This window comes from Corynebacterium sp. UBA4397, from assembly GCF_002390965.1.
Classification (GTDB): Bacteria; Actinomycetota; Actinomycetes; order Mycobacteriales; family Mycobacteriaceae; genus Corynebacterium; species Corynebacterium flavescens.
Genome location: NZ_DGRD01000026.1, coordinates 78,917 through 96,386 on the forward strand (window position 1 = coordinate 78,917; position 17,470 = coordinate 96,386).

Below are 17,470 nucleotides of genomic sequence, written 5' to 3' on the forward strand. Positions count from 1 at the left end.
AACCAGTGACTCAGATTATTATTTCCGGAGTCGTGAGCTTCCTCGTCGCGATCTTTAGCACCCCGGTTCTCATCCGCTACTTTTCCGCTTTGGGCAAGGGGCAAGAGATCCGCGAAGATGGGCCGAAGTCTCACCTGCGCAAGCGCGGTACGCCAACGATGGGCGGGCTATCGATCCTGGCGGGCATCGTCGTTGCCTATGTCGTGGTGGGCATCTACGGCGAGATACAGGGAATAGGGGGCTTTACTGCCTCCGGGCTCCTTGTACTCGGATTGACGCTGGGCCTGGGTGCTCTTGGTTTCGCCGATGACTTCATCAAGCTTTTTAAAGCCCGTAACCTCGGCCTCAACAAGACTGCGAAGCTTCTGGGTCAGCTTGTTCTCGCACTGGGCTTTGGCTGGCTGGTTCTGCAATTTAAGGATGACAACGGGCTCACGCCGGGGTCTACGAATCTTTCCTTTGTCCGTGAGATTGATACCTTCAATATCGCAGTCGGCGGCGCGATCGTAGGCACGATTATCTTCCTAATCTTTATGTACCTGCTCATCGCGGCATGGTCCAACGCCGTCAATCTGACCGATGGCCTGGATGGCCTAGCTGCTGGTACCACGGCGATGGTCATGGGCGCTTATACCATCATTACTTTCTGGCAGTTCCGCAATTCTTGCGCCACCGCGCTCAGCGCTGGGTGCTACCAAGTCCGCGATCCCCTGGATTTGGCGGTTCTTGCCGCTGCCGGACTGGGCGGTTGCCTAGGCTTTTTGTGGTGGAACGCCGCCCCAGCCAAGATCTTCATGGGTGATACCGGTTCGCTCGCCTTGGGTGGCCTTGTAGCCGGGCTTTCGGTGACCACTCAAACCGAGCTGCTCATGGTCATCATCGGAGCAATCTTCGTGGTGGAGACTGTTTCCGTTGTTATCCAGATCGTAGTATTCCGCACCACCGGCAAGCGTTTCTTCCGTATGGCACCCATCCACCACCACTTTGAAAATGGCGGTTGGGCGGAAACCGCCGTCGTCATTCGCTTCTGGCTGCTGGCGGCAATGGCCGCGATGGCCGGCACCGCCATCTTCTACGGTGACTGGCTTCTCAAATCCGGACTTGGGATCTAGTTTCCAAGTTCCCAATGGCTTCTCCACTGGATTCTCCCCAATGACTACTGAAAGGCTCGGTTAATCCTCCTGATGGACATCTATGATGCCTCGCGTGTTCCCGCCAGTCTGCGCGGCAAGGTTCTCGTTGCCGGGGCGGGTGTGTCTGGGCGGGGATGCGTGCGCGTCCTGCACGAGCTAGGAATTGATACGACGGTCGCTGATGGAAATGCGGACGCACGTCAGTCCATGGAAGCTCAGTTCGGAGTTGACACGCTTAGCCCCGCGGAAGCGTTGCAAGCCACCGGCGATTTCGATCTCGTTGTTACTTCGCCGGGATGGCGCCCCGATACGCCCCTGCTCGTGGGTTTCGCACAAGCAGATCGGGAGGTCATCGGCGATGTCGAGTTGGCCTACCGGCTGGATCGCGCGGGCGTCTTTGGTGCCCCGCGTAAGTGGCTGGTGGTAACAGGCACGAACGGGAAGACCACAACGACCGGAATGCTGGCTCAGATCATGCAGGTCGACGCCCAGCGCACTGGCCGCCGCGCCTTGGCAGTGGGCAACATCGGGACTTCTCCTTTCGACGCCTTGCGCGCTACCCCGCGCGTTGAGGTGCTGGCCGTCGAGTTGTCATCTTTCCAGCTGCACTGGTCTTCGCAGCTGCGCCCCGCTGTGGGCGTGCTGCTTAATCTGGCAGAGGATCATATTGATTGGCACGGCTCCTTCGACGCCTATGCGCGCGCCAAGGCGAAGGTCCTAGCCGGCCAGGTCGCTGTCTATGGGCGCGATGACTCTAGGGTGTGCCACTATGTCGAGCTCGCTAAAGAGCACGGGCAGTTGGCCAGCCACCTCTATTCTTTTGGCGCGGGGGAGCCCGGTCCTGGCCAGGTTGGCATCGCCGGGCAAGCCCTCGTCGCCGAAGATCTGGAAACCCCAGGTCGAGTAAAACTCGGCCCCATCGAAGGAATTGAGCCTCCCGGTCGGGCAGGCGCCCTTGACGCAGCCGCAGCCGCTGCAGTGGCGGCACTGGCCGGTGCTGCTCCAGAATCTATTGATCAAGGGCTACATGACTTCACCGTGGCTGGTCACCGAGGCGCAATAGTGCACCGGCACGCGGGGGTGGACTTCATCGACAACTCTAAGGCGACCAATCCTCACGCGGCTGACGCGGCGCTGCGCGGCTTGGACTCCGTTGTCTGGGTGGCCGGTGGCCAACTCAAGGGCGCGGACGTGCATCGCCTTATCGCGAGCCACGCCGGGCAGATTAAGGCTGCCGTCGTCTTGGGAATTGACCGGCATCTCATTGCACAGGCGCTGCAGGAACTCGCGCCGCATGTCCCAGTGGAAGTCATCGACTCGACTGACCCGCAGGAGGCGATGGACGCAGCAGTTTCCTTTGCTCTGCATCACGCCGTGGCCGGGGATACCGTCCTTTTGGCCCCTGCTGCGGCATCGTTGGATATGTATAGCGGGATGGGCGAGCGTGGCGACATGTTTGCCCACGCTGCGCGGCGCCTCGACCACTAGGAACCTCAAAAGCTATAGACTCGTCAGCACCACGAGAAACTTTGACAACACAAGTATCGCCCGCGCTAGTTGTATCGCGTTAGTTGTAGTTGTTCTTCCAGGTAGGTAGGAGACACCATGACAGCCACTTCTTCGCAGCCCCAAGGCGAGGTGCCTGGGCCGGCAAATCAGTCGCTGTCCCAACGCCTTGTGGAACTACGCGCGCACTTGAGTACCCGCGCGGGTCTGGACTACACCTTGCTGCGTTTTTGCGTGGTCGCGTTGGTGTCAATAGGTATCCTCATGGCCTTCTCCTCCTCGATGGCCACCTCTTTGGCAGAGAGCGGCACGGTGTGGAGCGAGGCCATGCGCCAGATGCTCTTGGTCGCCTTGGGCCTGGTTGCCTTCTGGGTAGGCCTGCGCATTCCGCCGGATTCTTTGCGGAAAATCGTGCCCCTAGCTTTGGTCGTGGCGGTGCTGTTGCTCATCGCTGTTCTTATCCCTGGCATTGGTACAGGTAGGGAAAGCGTCGGCTCCCAGTCGTGGATCGTTCTCGGACCCTTAACCCTTCAGCCCTCCGAGGTTGCTCGCGTCGTCGTCGGCCTGTTCGGCGCCTCAGCGCTGGCGGATAAAGTGTGGAATGGCTGGAAACTATCTAATCCATTTCTGGTCTATGCCGTGATCGCCGGATTCATGTTGATCCTCATCATGGCGCAGGGCGACATCGGCATGGCCATGTCCTTTGCCCTAGTTGTCATCTTCACCCTGGCTTTCGCCGGCGTCAACTGGCGGGTGTTTATTCCCATCGCGGGCTTGGGCATCCTTGGTGCTGTGCTTCTCTTTTTTAGCGGCGGGTTTCGCTCGCACCGCTTCCACACCTACTTTGATGCTCTGCGCGGAAACATCGAAGATACCCAGGGCGCTGGCTTCCAGGCTTATCAGGGCTTCCTCTCGCTTGCCGACGGCGGGTTCTGGGGCGTGGGCCTAGGCCAGTCCCGCGCCAAGTGGTTCTATCTTCCGGAAGCCAAGAATGACTTCGTCTACGCAGTCATCGGGGAAGAGCTGGGTCTATGGGGCGGTGCTCTAGTTATCCTCCTCTTCGCCACGCTGGGATATGTTGGCATCCGCACCGCTCGCAGGGCTCGCAATCAGTACCAGGCTCTGCTGGCAGCCACATTGACTGTCGGCGTGGTCAGCCAGGCCTTTTATAACATCGGCTACGTCATCGGCCTCTTGCCGGTTACCGGTATTCAGTTGCCCATGATTTCCGCGGGCGGCACGGCAGCCATCATCACGATTGGTTCTATGGGCATATTGTGCAACGTAGCCAGGCACGAGCCCATGCAGGTCTCAGCCATGCAGAACTTTGGCCGTCCTATATTCGACCGTGTCTTGGGGATTCCGGAGCCACGCACGGCGCCGGAGGTTATAGTGCGCGGCAATGGCAGGCGCTCGCGCCCAGCCGCGAGCGTGCCGAATGGATCTTCGCGCACAGCTTCCCAGCCACGACCCCGTGGCTCTGCGGCCCACGAAGAAGGGGAGCGGCGTCGGCGCTACGGGCGTCCCGTCACCGAGCGCGGGCAGGGCCGTTCTTCCTACCGCGAATCAACGTCGCGCCGCGAGTCTAGGGGTGCAGAAGCCCCGCGGGTGCGCCGTGATCCGCGCATCCGCCATCGTTCGCGCGGCGAGTGATCTTCTAGGCAGGGCGCGCTGGTAGCCTAGTTTCTATGAATTTTCTGCCCATTTCCGTCGTCATCGCAGGTGGTGGCACTGCCGGACACATCGAACCAGCGCTTGCAGTAGGGGAGGCATTGCGGGATCGACACGGTGCTCGGCTCACGGCGCTCGGCACGTCCCGCGGCCTTGAGCGGGACATCATTCCGGGGCGCGGAGTTGATTTGCGCCTGATAACCCCGGTGCCAGTCCCGCGAAAGCTCAATGGGGACCTTCTGAAACTGCCCTTTAACGTGGCCAAGTCCTTTCGCCAGACCCGCCAAGTGCTCAAGGACGTCGATGCAGACGTGGTCTTTGGCACCGGCGGATACGTCGCTGCACCGGCCTACCTCGCCGCAAAGTCATTGGGTGTGCCTTTCTATGTTCTAGAGACCAACGCCTTGACCGGAATGGCCAATAAACTGGGCGTCAGGCTGGGGGGAATTGGGCTCAATGCCCACGCGGATTCCGGGATGCCCGGTGAGGTCGTTGGCATCCCGGTGCGCCCTGGCCTAGCCACCGATCCAGATGGCAGCGTGGCTGCTGCTGCGCGGAAGAAATGGAACCTGCGCGATGACATGAAGACGATTTTGGTCACCGGCGGCTCTCAAGGCGCGGTGAGCATCAACAGCGCTCTGGCAGGTGCTGTTGAGAACCTGAGCAAGGACTATCAGATTCTGCATGCCTACGGTAAGAAGAACCAGGCTCCCGCAGCCCACGAGAACTATGTTCCCCTTCCCTATATCGAAGACATGGCAGGGGCCTTAGCAGTCGCGGACCTAGTTGTGTGCAGGTCTGGGGCCATGACAGTGGCGGAAGTCAGCGCAGCAGGGCTTCCTGCTATCTATGTTCCGCTGCCTTTTGGCAACGGTGAGCAGGCTTTTAACTCCCGTGAGCTCGTCGAGGCCGGTGCGGCCGTGCACATCCCCGATGCCGAGTTGAGTGCAGAACGCTTGATTGACCAGGTTCGCTCAATTCTCGGGGATCCGCAGCGCTTGGCGGCCATGCAAGAAGCCGTCGCGCGCGCTAGCGCGGGGGACGTGGCCTACACCTTGGCAGACCGCATTGCCAGCAGCGTCACTAGAGCAGGGCGCGAAGTGAAACAAGAACACGATAAGTCCCGCAAGCCTGGGCGCGGAAGCAAAACAGCAGGCACTGAAGAGAAAGGAAAGTAACATGGCAGACGCTTTGCCTTATGACCTCACGAGGGTGCACTTCATTGGAATCGGCGGTTCTGGGATGTCGGGACTCGCTCGCATCCTCGCCGCCCGCGATTGCGTAGTTACTGGCTCCGATGTTAAAGATTCCACCCCGGTTGCGGTCTTGTGTTCAATGGGAGCCAAGGTCGCCATTGGTCACCGTGCTGAGAACCTTGAGCTCGCGGGCCAAGAACCTACGACAGTAGTCACTTCCTTTGCCGCCATTCCACAGGACAATCCCGAGCTGGTAGAAGCCAAGAAGCGGGGGATCCCAGTCATTCGTCGCTCTGATCTCCTGGCTGCTCTGATGGTCGGCCACACACAGATTCTGCTGGCTGGCACACATGGCAAGACCTCGACCACCTCGATGACCGTGAGTGCTATGCAGCGTGCGGGCCTGGATCCTTCCTTTGCTATCGGCGGGCAGCTCAATCGGGCCGGTACCAACGCCCACTCTGGTACGGGTAAAGCCTTCGTCGCGGAAGCCGATGAATCGGATGCCTCACTTCTGCGCTACAGCCCGGATATTGCGGTCATCACCAACGCTGAACCCGATCACCTCGATTTCTTTAAGACTCCTGAAGCTTATTTCCAGGTATTCGATGACTTCGCAAACCGCGTGACCGAAGGAACCGGATACCTAGTGGTGTGCCTAGAAGATCCGCATGCAGCAGCCATCGGGCAGCGTGCTCTCGAAAGAGGCGTCAACGTGCTGGGCTATGGCAGCGAGGAGGCGGGGGAGAAGTACCCAGAGATTCCACTGGCCGGCGCTCTCGTTGGCGAACACATCGATGAGACTGGAATGCACGTAGCGGTTCGCCTGCGCCTGCCAGGCAGCGCGGAGCAACACGCGGAGTACGGGCTGCAGATTCCGGGCCACCACATGGTTCTTAACTCCGTGGCCGCGTTGGCGGCCTCAGCTTTGGCCGGAGGCGATGCCACAGAACTCGCCCAGGGCTTGGAGGAGTTTAGCGGCGTGCGCCGGCGCTTTGAGTTCCGAGGGGCCGTCTCCTTTCATGAGGGCCCTGACGTGCAGGTCTTCGACGATTATGCGCACCATCCCACGGAGGTGACTGCGGTGCTCAAGGCCGCGCGCCAAAAGGTAGAGGCGGCAGGCCAAGGTGGGCGCGTCATCGCGTGCTTCCAGCCACACCTCTACTCGCGCACCATGGCCTTCGACGCTGAGTTTGCTCAGGCACTTTCGTTGGCGGATGCCGCGGTGGTTCTAGACATTTATGGTGCGCGCGAGCAGCCGGTCGAGGGCATTACCTCGCGAATTATCACGGATAAAATGCCGGAGGACATGCAGGTCATTTTTGAGCCAGACTTCTCAGCGGCGGCGGCAGACGTAGTTTCTTTGGTGCACCCTGGCGATCTCGTCCTGACGATCGGGGCCGGCTCGGTTACTCTAGTCGCCGCTGAAATCTTGGATAAGTTGAAGGGCTAAAGTGCGCAAGGACAAGGGCGTTCGAAGCCCCGCCAAAAGGATTGCAGGCGTCATCGCCGCGATAGTCGCTGTAGGGCTACTTGTGGGCGCCGCGTTGTGGGTTTTCCCCATCCTGCGTGTCGGCGGCTTTGTTGTGGAAGGCAATGAACACATCGACAGCGCCGCAGTGGAGGAGGCAACCAGGGTTGGGATAGGGACAAACCTCGTGCGGGTCAATGCGCGCGAAGCGGCGGCCGGGGTTGCTTCCTTGCCCTGGGTGGAATCGGCCACGGTGTCTCGCTCTTTTCCCTCGAAACTCAAGGTTGAGCTGGTTGAACACAAGGCCATCGCCTTCAAGAAAGAAGGCGATGATTCCGAGCTCATCGACGGCGCCGGTGAAGGTTTTGTGCGCGAGACCCCGCCGGAAGGCACTGTAGAGATAACAGGCTCTGTTGAACCTGGCAGTGAGCAGATGGCCCAAGCAGCCGCTGCTATCTCCGCTCTTTCCCCGGAGCTGCGTGCGCAGGTCGAGAGCCTCGAAGTCAAAGATGCCTACTCTCTTAGCTTTAATTTGCGGGATGGGCGCAGTGTCTTTTGGGGGGCCAGTGATGGCGATGATGCAAACAAGGCCCGTGCCTTTGCCACGGTGCTAAAGATGGATGGTCAGCACTGGAATATTTCCAACCCGGAGCTAGTCACCGCGCGGGACTAAAGGGCGACGTCGCCAAGCATTGCTGTGGCGGATGTGGCGGGTGTGATCTGAATACCCGCACGTCAGCAACCCTAAAGTAGTCCTTGAGGGTACCGACACGCGGCGAAATGAACGCGAATTTTCCGCCACATTCATCGAAGATGGAAGCAACCGCTTCTTGGCTTAAAGGGGCGCACGGATGCGGAATGCATTTTTCCTCGTTTACGGTCTACGCAACTGCAGTTTTTATTAGCGAAAGGTGAGCACACCTCACATGATCTCTTCCAGCAACAACCTTGCGGACATCAAGGTCGTCGGCGTCGGCGGTGGCGGCGTTAACGCCGTTAACCGGATGATAGAAGAAGGCCTCAAAGGCGTTCAGTTTGTCGCCATCAACACCGACTCCCAGGCCCTGATCTTCTCTGATGCCGATACCAAGCTCGATATCGGACGCGAGGCCACCCGTGGCCTGGGCGCCGGTGCCAACCCCGAGGTGGGCAAGACCTCCGCCGAGGATCACAAAACCGAGATTGAGGAAGCCTTGCAGGGCTCCGACATGGTCTTTGTTACCGCGGGTGAGGGAGGCGGAACCGGCACCGGTGCTGCGCCGGTAGTCGCCTCCATCGCGAAGAAGATGGGCGCGCTGACCGTCGGCGTGGTTACCCGTCCCTTCAAGTTCGAGGGTGCGCGCCGCACCCGCCAGGCCATGGCCGGCATAGAGGAGCTGCGCGAGGTGTGCGATACCCTCATCGTCATCCCCAACGACCGCCTCATGCAGCTAGGCGGAGAGGAGCTTTCCATCGTCGAGGCCTTCCGCGCCGCGGACGAGGTGCTCCATAACGGAGTGCAGGGAATCACGAACCTCATCACCATTCCGGGCATGATCAACGTTGACTTTGCGGACGTTCGCTCCGTGATGTCGGATGCGGGCTCCGCCCTCATGGGAATCGGTTCTGCCCGCGGCGACAACCGCGCTATGACCGCCGCAGAGCAGGCCATCAACTCGCCGCTGCTTGAGTCCACCATGGAAGGCGCCAAGGGCGTGTTGCTCTCCATCGCTGGCGGCTCTGATCTAGGCCTGCACGAGGTCAACTCCGCGGCATCGATGGTTGAAGAGCGCGCGGACGAGGATGCCAACATCATCTTCGGCACCATCATTGATGACACCTTGGGTGACGAGGTGCGCGTTACCATCATCGCAACCGGCTTCGATGCCCAGGCTAATATGGCCGCTCAGGCGCAGCAGCAGGATAAGGCGGAGGCGGAGCGCAAGCCCGGTTCCCTTTTTGATAGCCGCGACCGTGGCGAGGCCGAGCCCGTTACCCCGGCCCCGGCACCAGCCTATGCCGAGGATCCGGCTCAGGACCGCTACGCACCGCGCCACTCCTATGAGCCTCGCGCTGGCGAGCGCGAGCCCCAGGCTCCTAGCCGTGGGGGCGAGTCGGGCGGCCTCTTTACCAGCTCCGAGCGTTTCCAGCGCGATGATCGCCGCGAGGAGGGTCGTGATGACTACCGTCTCTCACGCCCTGCCGCGCGCCACGATGACGATGGTGATGATGACCTCGACGTGCCTTCCTTCATGCGCTAAGCGTTACTCTAACGCGCTAATCTGGAGTGCATGCCAGTAAACGAGGAAGCACCTTTCACCGCGCCAGATGCGCGTTCCCGCCCCGTCCGCATGGTTTTTACGAGCCGTGCCGGCGGGGTTTCCGCATCTCCCTATGATTCTTTCAACCTGGGAGATCACGTGGGTGATGATCCACAGGCCGTCGCAGCAAACAGGGCGCGGCTCTCACGTGTCCTAGGCCTCGAGGACATCGTGTGGATGGAACAGCTCCATACCAACACAGTCACTGTGGTCGAGGGCCCGCGCGAGGACCCAGTGCCCGCGAGCGATGCCATAGTTACTCAGTGCCGCCGCCTCGGGTTGGCGGTGCTGGTGGCTGACTGCACCCCGGTCCTGCTTGTCGACGTCGAGGCTGGGGTGATAGCCGCAGCCCATGCGGGCAGGCTGGGCGCGCGCAACGGTATAATCACGGAGACTGTTCGCACCATGGTGGACCTTGGCGCGCGGCCCGCAGCTATCCAGGTGCTCATGGGGCCTGCTGCGTGCGGGGCGAATTACGAGGTCCCAGAAGCGATGGCAGTAGACGTCGACAAGCACCTGCCCGGGTCTAAGGTGCGCACCCCTAAGGGGTCATGGGGCGTCGATGTGCGCCGTGGACTTGTGCGCCAATTGCTCGGGCTCGGCGTAACGGCGATTCACTCTGATCCGCGCTGCACCATTGAGGATGAGGACTTCTTCTCCTATCGGCGCGAGGGAACAACCGGCCGGCAAGCTGGGGTTATCTGGCTCGAGGCGGCGCAAGACTAGGCCTGTAACAGAGGCCGATAGAAGCATAGAAAAGGACTGAAGGAAAAACACTAATGAGCAAGCAGGAATCCACTGCCTTGACACTGGAAGCGGCGAGCAAGCGCAAAGAGGAGCTGCGTCGGGGGTTGGAGCGCACCCGGGCCAGCATTGCGGAGCTTTCTCAAGCGGCGGGCAGGGAACAACCGCAGCTTTTGCCGGTGACGAAGTTCCATCCCGCGGAAGACATCGCCTTACTGGGGGAGCTTGGCATCACAGATGTGGCCGAGAATCGCGAGCAAGAGGCCCGAGCCAAGGCGGCGCAGTTGCCCGAGATCGGTTTCCATATGATTGGCCAAGTGCAGACGAAGAAGGCTAATCACGTTGCGCGCTGGGCTCGAAGCGTACATTCTTTGGATTCTTTAAAGCTCGCACAAGCCCTCGACCGCGGGGTAGCCCTTGCATGTGAACGCGGTGAGAGGGAAGGGGGCCTAAACGTTTTCATTCAGGTTTCTGCCGATGCTGACACTGCACGCGGTGGCGTACCTGTCGCGGGCGTCGGTGACTTGGTGGCTGAGGTAGAAAAACTAGAGCACCTTAGTCTCCAGGGCCTCATGGTTGTTCCCCCTCTCGGCGGCGATGCGAGTGAGGTTTTTGAACAGACGCGTGCGCTCACCGATGAGATGACGGAGGGCTTGGGTCGCAAGCTTTTGCTTTCTGCCGGAATGAGTGCGGATATGGGTGCTGCCATCGCCGCGGGCACCGATATTGTGCGTGTCGGAACCGGCATCATGGGGCCTCGGCCAGTAGTTTGAAAATCATCGTAAACGCGCACTTCACGGTATAAATCACTCAAGTAACATCAGTAACAATAGCAACTTTAGTTGCCGGTATTTTTTGGGATTCTGGCACTAGCGTTCTCGGTCACGAGGGAGACCCATCAATGGAATTTTTCAACAAGACGAAAGAGTTCTTCGGCCTGGGGCCGATGGACGTCGAAGCTGACGAGGCTTATTTCGCGGAGGATCGTCGCTACGAGAGCAACGGTGCTGCGGCCTATGCCCCGCGTTCTGCTTATGGCTCTGTCGCTGTTGTTGAGGAGGAGCAATTCGTGCCCCGCATCGTTGCCATCTCCCTGACTTCTTTCAATGACGCGGCCCGAGTGGGCGAACCCTTCCGTGAGGGAGATGCCGTAGTCTTCGAATTGACCGATGCTGAGCGCGGTGCGGCTAAGCGCTTCGTCGACTTTGCAGCAGGCCTGTGCTTCGCTTTGGAAGGGCGCATGATCAACCTGACCAAGGTGCTAAAGACTGACCGCAAGGTTTTTGCCATCGTTCCCAAGGACGCAGACTTCAGCAACGCGGAACTTGAGCACGAGGCCGGCCTGCGTTAGTGGCGCGCTCTCGGGCCGGCGTGCGGCGAGACGCAACGGGACTGGCCTAAATCTGCAAAGACGGGGGTAGTTCCGATAGGCTCGTTAAACGTGACTGAATTTGGAATCATTTTAATTTTCTTGGTGAGAATCTATACGTGGATTCTCATCGCCCGCATCCTCATCGAGATGGTCCAGTCTTTCTCGCGGCAATTTAACCCGCCGCGGTGGTTTATGGTCCTGGCTGAACCGCTCTTTGTAGTCACGGATCCGCCAGTTAAGGCCCTGCGCAGGATAGTTCCCCCGCTGCGCCTGGGTGGGGTCGCCCTCGATGTTTCCATCATCGTTTTATTCCTCATTTTGTCTTTGCTTTCCATCGTTCTGCGCATCATCTTCTTTGGATAGATTCGGGCCGCCAGCGTTTAAAACGCTGTGTACGTCCGTGGGTGCGAGAGGATAGGGCGCGCGTGCGTCGAGAGGCGCTAGGGGCCCAAATCCTAAACCCCAACCCTTTTGTTGATATTGAGACTGTGGCCAACGTGGGATAATGTTAGCGATTGGTTACAATGATTTAAGACAATACGTATTATTGACCGCACAAGATTGATTGTGGATTCGACCCGTGTGTTAGCGCGGGAAGGGTTTGCATCTTCACAGCTCTGGAACTACCGGGGCCGAACCGACTTGAAGGGGAAGAGAAGTCAATGCCACTGTCACCAGCTGATGTCCACAACGTCGCTTTCAGCAAGCCGCCGATTGGCAAGCGTGGCTACAACGAGGACGAGGTAGATCAGTTCCTCGATCTCGTAGAGGACACCCTTGCCCAGCTGCAGGATGAGAACGATGATTTGCAGGCGCAGGTCGAGGATCTCACCTCCCAGGTTAAGTCAGGTACCGGTGCAGCTCCCGCCAAGGGCGCTGACGAGGCTGCGATTCGCCACGAGGTTGAGTCCAAGCTGCGCGCGGAATATGAGACTAAGCTGGCGGACTCCAAGTCGGAGATTGCAAAGCTTAAGGACGAGGCTCGCACCGCCCAGGAGCAGGCTAAGACCGCAACTGCTGAGGCCGCTAAGGCCAAGCAGGCTTCTGCCTCCGAGCGCCCTGCAGGCTCCGCTTTCGCGGCGGCGTCCTCCGCAGGAAATGCCGATCTAAAGTCTGCGCGTGAGGAAGCCGCGCAGGCCAAGAAGGAGCTAGAGGCAGCACGCGCTGAGGCCGCACAGGCCAAGCGCGAGCTGGAGCGCTCGAAGAAGCAGGTCGAGGATCTGAAGAAGGCTACGCCGGCCAAGGCCAGCGGCGTAGCTGCGGCCAGCACCGCTGCTGCGGCTGGTTCCGCTGCTGCTAGTGGCATTGCCACTCCGGATACCCACATGCAGGCCGCCCGCGTCCTGGGCTTGGCTCAGGAAATGGCAGATCGTCTCACCTCCGAGGCCAAGGCCGATTCCAGCTCCATGCTGGCGGATGCCCGCGCTGCTGCCGAGAAGCAGCTCTCTGAGGCGGACACGCGCTCCAAGGCTCAGCTGGCTGACGCACAGAAGAAGTACGATGCACAGCTGCTCGACGCTGGTAACCGCGCCAAGAAGCTCGTCTCTGACGCTGAGGCGAAGGCTAGCCAAACCGAATCCGAGGCCAACGCCCGTGCTGAGGCCCGTATCCGCCAGGCAGAGGACAAGGCTGCCGCGCTCCAGGCAGATGCTGAGAAGAAGCACACCGAGGTCATGAACACGGTGAAGCAGCAGCAGACTGCACTCGAGGCTCGCATCTCCGAGCTGCGTACCTTCGAGCGTGAGTACCGCACTCGCCTCAAGACTCTCCTGCAGTCCCAGCTCGAGGAGCTGGAGACCCGCGGCACCGCTGCCCCCAACGGTGACGCTGGAAAGTCCCATAACTAGCGGTAGATTATCTCCGCTCTCCGTGTAGCGCTCCCGCCACTTAGTGGCTGGGGGCGCTATTGTGGTTTTATCGCAGCCACCACCCCTGAGTAGGAAGGGCACCCACATGCTCATAGCCACCCTCGTGTTGGCCTTCGTGTCCTTCGTTGCCTTTGTTAACTACATTTTGAACCCCGCTACGTGGTCGCTCGTCGTGCTATTTGTCACTGCAGGCCTAGGGCTTATTCTTTTTGTTATCGATTGGACGAGCAAACAGCGTCAAGACAAAGCAAAGAAAGCTCAAGTGGAAGCCTTTGAGGCTGTCTCCGGCACACACGAGGAAGAAGAGCCTGAGCACCATCCATCTTCTCGCAGCCACAGTCGCGAGTTTCCCGGCATTGGAAAAACCACGAGCGACTCAGGGGAACCTGGTCCAAACAGCCCCTCTGTCTAAGCCCTCCCTCTGCTTGATTCTGTTGTGCACTCCAAGTTGAAGAGAATGCGTGACTCTGCGCTGGGTGCCCACCTCAAGTGCACTGTGTGTTGACAAGCGCGCTATACTCTTCGCAGATGCATTGATCCGGCTATCACCGTGGGAGCATTTCGGAAGAAAGTGTCGGCGCTAAGCGCAGGCATCATTAGAACCGAGCGGGTGGGACCGAAATCTCCTTCACTGCCAATCAAGCGGGCACCTAGAGCAGGCGCCAAACAGGGTGGTACCGCGCATCTTTGTGGATGCGTCCCTGTGCACCGTAGATGACGAGTGAAGGATTGATTGCACAGATGAGCGTAAACAACGTGGGCGGGGTGTATCCCAAGGTCGACATGACAGGCGGTTCCCACCGTTTCCCGGATATGGAAGAGCAGGTCCAGAAGTTCTGGAAGGACGATGACACTTTCAAGGCTTCCTTGGCCAGGACTGAGGATTGCCCGGAGTACATCTTCTACGATGGCCCGCCTTTTGCTAATGGTTTGCCGCACTATGGTCACCTACTTACCGGCTATGTCAAGGACATCGTTCCGCGCTATCGCACCATGGCGGGCAATTATGTGCCGCGAGTATTCGGCTGGGATACCCACGGTCTTCCTGCTGAGCTAGAGGCGGAGAAGCAGCTAGGCATCACCGACAAGGCTCAGATTGAGGAGATGGGTCTGGCCAAGTTCAACGAGTACTGCGCCAAGTCCGTGCTGGAATATACCGATGAGTGGAAAGACTACGTCACGCGCCAGGCGCGTTGGGTAGACTTCGACAACGGTTATAAGACCATGGACCTTGACTACATGGAATCGGTCATGTGGGCTTTCAAGGAACTCTACGACAAGGGCCTTATCTACCAGGGATTTAGGGTTCTTCCTTATTCTTGGGCAGAGCATACCTCGCTGTCTAATCAGGAAACGCGTCTCGATGACTCTTATAAAATGCGTCAGGATCCGACTCTCACGGTGACCTTCCCGGTCGTTGGCGCATTGCCGGGGACTGCGGCGGAGACTACGTTGGCTGAGCACCCTGAGCTTGGTGAGGCCGACTTCATCGCGTGGACCACCACGCCGTGGACGCTGCCATCCAACTCGGCTTTGGCCGTTAATCCTGACATTGATTATGTTCTGGTCCAGGTCACCGCTGAGGGCGCTTTCGCCGGAAAGACTCTGATTCTGGCAGATGCCCTGCGTGGGGCCTATGCCAAGGAGCTGGGCAAAGACGCGCCGGTTCTTGCTACTTTCAAGGGTTCTGAGCTCGCTGGCTTCCGCTACCAGCCAATCTTCGACTTCTTCCCGGATCTGAAGAACGGCTACCAGATCATCGAAGCAGACTATGTCACCACCGAGGACGGCACCGGTGTTGTTCACCAGGCCCCGGCTTTTGGTGAAGACGATATGAGTAGCTGCAACAAGTACGGAATCGAGCTGGTGATCCCCGTCGACGAGGATGGTAAGTTCACCTCCCAGGTACCTCCTTACGCCGGCCAGCTAGTCTTTGGTGCCAACAAGAACATCATCAAGGATCTCAAGGCTGCCGGTCGCGTCCTTCGTCACGTCACCATAGAGCACTCTTATCCGCACTCTTGGCGCTCAGGCGAGCCGCTCATCTACAAGGCGTTGCCTGCGTGGTTTGTTAAGGTCTCGGAGTTCCGTGACCGCATGGTGGAGCTCAACCATGAGGAAATCGAATGGCTGCCTGAGCACATCCGCGATGGACAGTTTGGCAAGTGGCTCGAGGGCGCCCGTGACTGGAACATCTCCCGCACTCGCTACTGGGGAGCGCCGATCCCGGCGTGGGTATCCGATAACCCGGATTATCCCCGCGTGGACGTCTACGGTTCTCTTGACGAGCTGGCGCGTGACTTCGGCACCCGCCCCACGAGCCTGCACCGTCCTTACATCGACGAGCTCACACGTCCGAACCCGGACGATCCCACGGGCCAGTCCATGATGGTGCGCGTGCCTGACGTGCTCGACTGCTGGTTCGAGTCTGGTTCCATGCCCTTTGCGCAGAAGCACTACCCCTTTGAGAATAAGGAGTGGTTCGAGACTCACTCGCCGGCAGACTTCATTGTCGAGTATTCCGGGCAGACTCGTGGATGGTTCTACGTCATGCACGTTCTCTCCACGGCGCTCTTTGACCGTCCGGCCTACAAGAAGGTCGTGGCTCACGGCATCGTCTTGGGCAATGACGGGCTGAAGATGTCGAAGTCGAAGGGCAATTACCCCAACGTCAACGAGGTCTTCGACCGGGACGGTTCTGACGCTATGCGTTGGTTCCTCATGTCCTCACCCATCCTGCGCGGCGGTAACCTCATCGTCACCGAGCAGGGCATCCGCGAGGGCGTGCGTCATGCCATCTTGCCCATATGGAATGCATATACCTTCCTGCAGCTCTATGCCGGAAAGGAGGCGAAGTTCGATACCAGCTCGACCAATGTGCTTGACCGCTACATCCTGGCCAAGGTGCATGACTTGGTGGAAAGCGTCAATGCGGCACTTGCCAACACTGACATTGCCACCGCGACGGAGGAGGTGCGCCTTTTCGCCGATGCTCTGACGAACTGGTACGTACGTCGCTCTCGCGAGCGTTTCTGGGCTGGCGATGAAGAGTATCCGGAGGCTTTCAACACCCTGTACACGGTTCTAGAGACCGTAACCCGCGTGGTTGCGCCGCTGCTCCCGCATATCTCCGAGGTCATCTACCGTGGTCTGACGGGGGATCGCTCCGTACACTTGACGGACTATCCGCAGGCGTCCGATTACCCCGCCGACGCAGAACTAGTGGCCTCGATGGATGCGACTCGCGCTGTAGCTTCGGCTGCGTCTTCGGTGCGCAAGGCTAATAAGCTGCGCAACCGTCTGCCGCTTCCCAAGCTCACTGTGGCGATGGCTGGCTCTGCTCAGCTGGCGGATTTCAAGGACATCATTCGTGATGAGGTCAACGTCAAGGATGTCGTCCTCACCGATGATGTGAGTGCGGCAGGCACCTTCGATGTGGTCTGCAACGCCAAGGTGGCCGGTCCGCGTTTGGGTAGGGACGTACAGCGTGCCATCAAGAATCTCAAGGCTGGCAATTATGTGCGCCAAGGCTCCGACGTGCTTGTCGACGGCGATATTGTGCTCAGCCCCGACGAGTACACGGAGCGCCTCAAGGCAGCAGACCCGGATTCCACCGCACGCATCGAGAATCTCGAGGGACTTGTGGTCCTAGACACCACGGTCACTGAGGAACTCGAGGCCGAGGGCTGGGCTGCCGACGTCATCCGTGGGCTCCAGGACGCCCGCAAGGCCTCGGGACTCGAAGTCTCGGATCGCATCCGGGTTGTCTTGGCAGTCCCAGCAGAGAAGTTGGAGTGGGCGCAGCGCTTTAGTGATCACATCTCCAGCGAGGTCCTAGCCACGGAGCTAGTTATCACGGACGAACTCCCCGCCGGGGAGGCTCACGACGTGGTCGAGGGCGTGAGCGCCACCGTGTCCAAGAACTAGGCTCAGGGCTCCCAACCAAGGGCCTTGAGAGGTTCTTCCGGTTAAGACTGAGTGGTGGGAGTGGCAGGCTAAACGCGAGTCCCTTGCCGGTATTTTCCGAGACCATCTCCACCGCACAGCCACAGTCTTGACCATTGTTGGTGCTTGGCCGGCTGGGTTTGTTTTTGGGGTGCCGGAAGTCGCCGTTAGGCTTGTTATCCTAAAGGCTGGTGTGCGGGGGTTGCCAGACTATTGTCCCGCCTTGGCGGGTAAGGCGCCCCCGCCGCGGTGGCGCATTCGGAT

14 protein-coding genes are annotated in these 17,470 nt (G+C 59.5%); all 14 read left to right on the plus strand.

Annotated elements, in window-relative coordinates; genetic code table 11:
* The first annotated feature begins 5 nt into the window (after nt 1-5).
* The 14 genes from mraY (at nt 6) to ileS (ending at nt 17,188) form a co-directional block, all read left to right on the plus strand.
* Nucleotides 6-1,112 carry a phospho-N-acetylmuramoyl-pentapeptide-transferase gene (gene mraY / locus B2696_RS05975; protein ID WP_075730123.1) on the plus strand — a complete coding sequence of 369 codons (1,107 nt, stop codon included), beginning with the start codon at nt 6-8 and terminating at the stop codon, nt 1,110-1,112.
* Between the two features lie 72 nt (nt 1,113-1,184).
* Complete coding sequence (gene murD / locus B2696_RS05980; RefSeq protein ID WP_286954439.1) at nt 1,185-2,621, plus strand: UDP-N-acetylmuramoyl-L-alanine--D-glutamate ligase; 1,437 nt, start codon at nt 1,185-1,187, stop codon at nt 2,619-2,621.
* 117 nt (nt 2,622-2,738) lie between these two features.
* A complete protein-coding gene (locus tag B2696_RS05985; RefSeq protein ID WP_286954441.1) occupies nt 2,739-4,292 on the plus strand; it encodes an FtsW/RodA/SpoVE family cell cycle protein in 1,554 nt (517 codons plus the stop codon).
* 35 nt (nt 4,293-4,327) lie between these two features.
* The gene (murG, locus tag B2696_RS05990) at nt 4,328-5,488 is read left to right on the plus strand and encodes an undecaprenyldiphospho-muramoylpentapeptide beta-N-acetylglucosaminyltransferase (protein WP_286954443.1); all 1,161 of its coding nucleotides are present in this window, start codon (nt 4,328-4,330) and stop codon (nt 5,486-5,488) included.
* A gap of 1 nt (nt 5,489) precedes the next feature.
* Nucleotides 5,490-6,959 (plus strand): UDP-N-acetylmuramate--L-alanine ligase, encoded by a 1,470-nt coding sequence (gene murC / locus B2696_RS05995; protein WP_286954444.1) that lies wholly within the window; start codon nt 5,490-5,492, stop codon nt 6,957-6,959.
* Between the two features lies 1 nt (nt 6,960).
* Nucleotides 6,961-7,650, plus strand: a complete 690-nt coding sequence (locus B2696_RS06000; protein WP_286954446.1) for a cell division protein FtsQ/DivIB — start codon at nt 6,961-6,963, stop codon at nt 7,648-7,650.
* Nucleotides 7,651-7,903: 253 nt separating this feature from the next.
* On the plus strand, nt 7,904-9,217 hold the full coding sequence (ftsZ, locus tag B2696_RS06005) for a cell division protein FtsZ (protein ID WP_075730117.1): 1,314 nt from the start codon (nt 7,904-7,906) through the stop codon (nt 9,215-9,217).
* 30 nt (nt 9,218-9,247) lie between these two features.
* Nucleotides 9,248-10,003, plus strand: a complete 756-nt coding sequence (pgeF, locus tag B2696_RS06010; RefSeq protein ID WP_286954447.1) for a peptidoglycan editing factor PgeF — start codon at nt 9,248-9,250, stop codon at nt 10,001-10,003.
* 53 nt (nt 10,004-10,056) lie between these two features.
* Nucleotides 10,057-10,794, plus strand: a complete 738-nt coding sequence (locus B2696_RS06015; protein ID WP_286954448.1) for a YggS family pyridoxal phosphate-dependent enzyme — start codon at nt 10,057-10,059, stop codon at nt 10,792-10,794.
* 128 nt (nt 10,795-10,922) lie between these two features.
* The gene (locus tag B2696_RS06020) at nt 10,923-11,372 is read left to right on the plus strand and encodes a cell division protein SepF (RefSeq protein WP_075730114.1); all 450 of its coding nucleotides are present in this window, start codon (nt 10,923-10,925) and stop codon (nt 11,370-11,372) included.
* A gap of 90 nt (nt 11,373-11,462) precedes the next feature.
* A complete protein-coding gene (locus B2696_RS06025; RefSeq protein ID WP_075730113.1) occupies nt 11,463-11,756 on the plus strand; it encodes a YggT family protein in 294 nt (97 codons plus the stop codon).
* 299 nt (nt 11,757-12,055) lie between these two features.
* Nucleotides 12,056-13,240 carry a DivIVA domain-containing protein gene (locus B2696_RS06030; RefSeq protein ID WP_286954451.1) on the plus strand — a complete coding sequence of 395 codons (1,185 nt, stop codon included), beginning with the start codon at nt 12,056-12,058 and terminating at the stop codon, nt 13,238-13,240.
* A 106-nt stretch (nt 13,241-13,346) separates the two neighbouring features.
* Nucleotides 13,347-13,673, plus strand: a complete 327-nt coding sequence (locus B2696_RS06035; RefSeq protein ID WP_075730111.1) for a hypothetical protein — start codon at nt 13,347-13,349, stop codon at nt 13,671-13,673.
* Between the two features lie 329 nt (nt 13,674-14,002).
* Nucleotides 14,003-17,188 carry an isoleucine--tRNA ligase gene (gene ileS, locus B2696_RS06040; RefSeq protein ID WP_286954453.1) on the plus strand — a complete coding sequence of 1,062 codons (3,186 nt, stop codon included), beginning with the start codon at nt 14,003-14,005 and terminating at the stop codon, nt 17,186-17,188.
* Nucleotides 17,189-17,470: the final 282 nt, after the last annotated feature.

Excerpts from the sequence above, each read along its gene's own strand:
- murD (WP_286954439.1), top strand. The coding sequence starts at position 1,185 with ATGGACATCTATGATGCCTCGCGTGTTCCCGCCAGTCTGCGCGGCAAG.
- B2696_RS05985 (WP_286954441.1), top strand. The coding sequence starts at position 2,739 with ATGACAGCCACTTCTTCGCAGCCCCAAGGCGAGGTGCCTGGGCCGGCA.
- murG (WP_286954443.1), top strand. The coding sequence starts at position 4,328 with ATGAATTTTCTGCCCATTTCCGTCGTCATCGCAGGTGGTGGCACTGCC.
- murC (WP_286954444.1), top strand. The coding sequence starts at position 5,490 with ATGGCAGACGCTTTGCCTTATGACCTCACGAGGGTGCACTTCATTGGA.
- ftsZ (WP_075730117.1), top strand. The coding sequence starts at position 7,904 with ATGATCTCTTCCAGCAACAACCTTGCGGACATCAAGGTCGTCGGCGTC.
- pgeF (WP_286954447.1), top strand. The coding sequence starts at position 9,248 with ATGCCAGTAAACGAGGAAGCACCTTTCACCGCGCCAGATGCGCGTTCC.
- B2696_RS06015 (WP_286954448.1), top strand. The coding sequence starts at position 10,057 with ATGAGCAAGCAGGAATCCACTGCCTTGACACTGGAAGCGGCGAGCAAG.
- B2696_RS06020 (WP_075730114.1), top strand. The coding sequence starts at position 10,923 with ATGGAATTTTTCAACAAGACGAAAGAGTTCTTCGGCCTGGGGCCGATG.
- B2696_RS06030 (WP_286954451.1), top strand. The coding sequence starts at position 12,056 with ATGCCACTGTCACCAGCTGATGTCCACAACGTCGCTTTCAGCAAGCCG.
- B2696_RS06035 (WP_075730111.1), top strand. The coding sequence starts at position 13,347 with ATGCTCATAGCCACCCTCGTGTTGGCCTTCGTGTCCTTCGTTGCCTTT.
- ileS (WP_286954453.1), top strand. The coding sequence starts at position 14,003 with ATGAGCGTAAACAACGTGGGCGGGGTGTATCCCAAGGTCGACATGACA.